Below are 2,424 nucleotides of genomic sequence, written 5' to 3'. Positions count from 1 at the left end.
GTCTCTGTTCCTGGAGTTGGGGCCGGACGGTGTGCTGTCGGCGTTGGCTCAGGAGTCGGTGCCGGGGGGTGCCGTCACCGTGCCCGCCCTCCGTAGGGACCGCCCCGAGGAGGAGACCGCGCTCAACGCGCTGGCCCACTTGTACGTACGAGGCGTTCCCATCGACTGGTCAGCGGTTTTCGCCGGAACCGGGGCGTCGGGGGTGGACGTGCCCACCTACCCGTTCCAGCACCAGTGGATCTGGCCGGCAGCTCCGCAGGCCGGCGCCAGGGGTGACGTACGGGCGGCAGGACTGGGCGCGACCGCACACCCGTTGCTGGGCGCTTCCCTCGAACTGGCGGAGGGAGAGGGCGCGCTGTTCACCGGACGGCTGTCCGTCCGGTCGCATCCGTGGCTCGCCGACCATGCGGTCATGGGCCGGGTTCTGCTGCCCGGAACCGCGCTCCTGGAGCTGGCGTTCCGTGCCGGTGACGAGGTCGGCTGCGACCGGATCGAAGAGCTGACGCTCGCGGCGCCGCTCGTACTGCCCGAAAGTGGCGCCGTGCAGGTACAGGTGCGCGTCGGGGCCGCGGACGACGCGTCCCGCCGCTCGATCACGGTGCACTCCCGGCCCGACGGCGACGACGAGCGGTCCTGGACCCAGCACGCCACCGGTCTCATCGCAGCCGGGAGCGGCACACGTTGGGCCGAAGACTTCGATGCCACGGTGTGGCCGCCCGCGCACGCCGAGGAACTGGAAGCCGACGGATGCTACGACCGCTTCGCCGCACTCGGGTTCGCGTACGGCCCGGTGTTCCGGGGTCTGCGAGCCGCGTGGCGGCGTGACGACGAGATTTTCGCCGAGGTGACCCTTCCGGAAGGCGTGCAGGCGGACGCCGCCGCCTTCGGTCTGCACCCCGCGCTGCTGGACTCCGCACTGCACGCCTCGCTCCTCGCCGACGACGGTGAGCAGGGCGCGGCGGGGCTGCCGTTCTCGTGGGAGGGCGTGTCGCTGCACGCCACGGGAGCCACCACCCTGCGGGTGAGGATCGCCCCGGTCGAGGGCCGGAACGCGGTCTCCCTCGCAGCCGCCGACGCGTCCGGCGAGCCGGTCGCCTCGGTGGACTCCCTTCTCGTACGTGCTGTGACGAGCGAGGAACTGAGCGACGACGCCACGTTGGTCCGGGACGCGTTGTTCGGTCTCGAATGGGTGCCGGTGAAGGCCGGCACCGATGTGCCCGAAACGGTCGCGCTGGTGGGCGACGACCCGTTCGGACTCGCCGGAGCGATGGCCGCGGCAGGGCCCCGGGTCGACACGCACCCGGACCTGACGGCCCTGGGAGCCGACGGGGCCCCGGTGCCCGGCACCGTGCTGGTGGGGATCGCCAGCACCGCCGACGCAGAGGTCGCGGAGTCCGCTCACGCGCTGACCGGGAGCGCGCTGGCGCTGGCGCAGGAGTGGCTGGCCGAGGAGCGGTTCGCCGGCTCCCGGCTGGTGTTCGTCACACGCGGCGCGATGACGGTCGCCGACGAGGACGCCGTCGACGTGGCGGCCGCCTCGGTGTGGGGCCTGGTGCGCTCCGCGCAGACGGAGAACCCCGGCTGCTTCGGCCTGGTGGACCTCGGCCCCACCGACGACCCGCGGCAGTACCTCGTGGGCGCCCTCACGACGGATGAGCCCCAAGTGGCGGTCCGCGACGGCGCGATCCACGCGGGCAGGCTCGCCCGGATCGATTCCGGAACCGGGCTGGTACCGCCGTCCGGGACCCCGTGGCGCCTGGACAGCGAGACGCAGGGAAGCCTGGACGGGCTGGCCCTGGCGCCCTTCCCCGAGGCACTGGAGCCCCTGACCGGCCGCGAGGTGCGCATCGAGGTCCGTGCGGCGGGGGTCAACTTCCGCGATGTCCTCAAGGCACTCGACATGTATCCCGGCGACGCCGGACGCATGGGGCGCGAGGCCGCGGGCGTGGTCACCGAAGTGGGCCCCGAGGTCACCGGACTGCGGCCCGGCGACCCGGTCACGGGCCTCGTTTCCGGCGGCTTCGGCTCCCTGGTGGTCGGCGACGAGCGGCTGCTCACCAGGCTCCCCGAGGGGTGGTCGTGGGAGTCGGCGGCGTCGGTGCCGTTGGTGTTCCTGACGGCGTATTACGCGTTGGTGGAGCTGGGTGGGGTGCGTGCGGGGGAGAAGGTGCTGATCCATGCCGGTGCGGGGGGTGTGGGTATGGCGGCGATCCAGGTGGCGAGGTATCTGGGTGCGGAGGTCTTCGCGACGGCGAGTGAGGGCAAGTGGGATGTGCTGCGGTCGTTGGGTGTGGCGGATGATCACATCGCGTCGTCGCGTTCGACGGATTTCGAGGCGGTGTTCGCGGGGGTCGCTGGTGGTGTCGATGTCGTTCTGAACTCGTTGGCGGGTGAGTTCGTGGATGCGTCGTTGCGTTTGCTGGG

1 protein-coding gene is annotated in these 2,424 nt (G+C 72.1%); it reads left to right on the top strand.

What is annotated here, in order from left to right; genetic code table 11:
- Positions 1–79: 79 nt before the first annotated feature.
- On the top strand, positions 80–2,424 hold a 2,345-nt coding region (locus ABZ154_RS34925), incomplete at its 3' end, for a polyketide synthase dehydratase domain-containing protein (RefSeq protein WP_356838483.1).

The organism is Streptomyces sp. NPDC006261, from assembly GCF_040613515.1.
In the GTDB taxonomy this organism is placed as follows: Bacteria; Actinomycetota; Actinomycetes; order Streptomycetales; family Streptomycetaceae; genus Streptomyces.
Note: the sequence above shows the minus strand (reverse complement) of the source record. Positions and strands in the feature narration are given on the sequence as shown.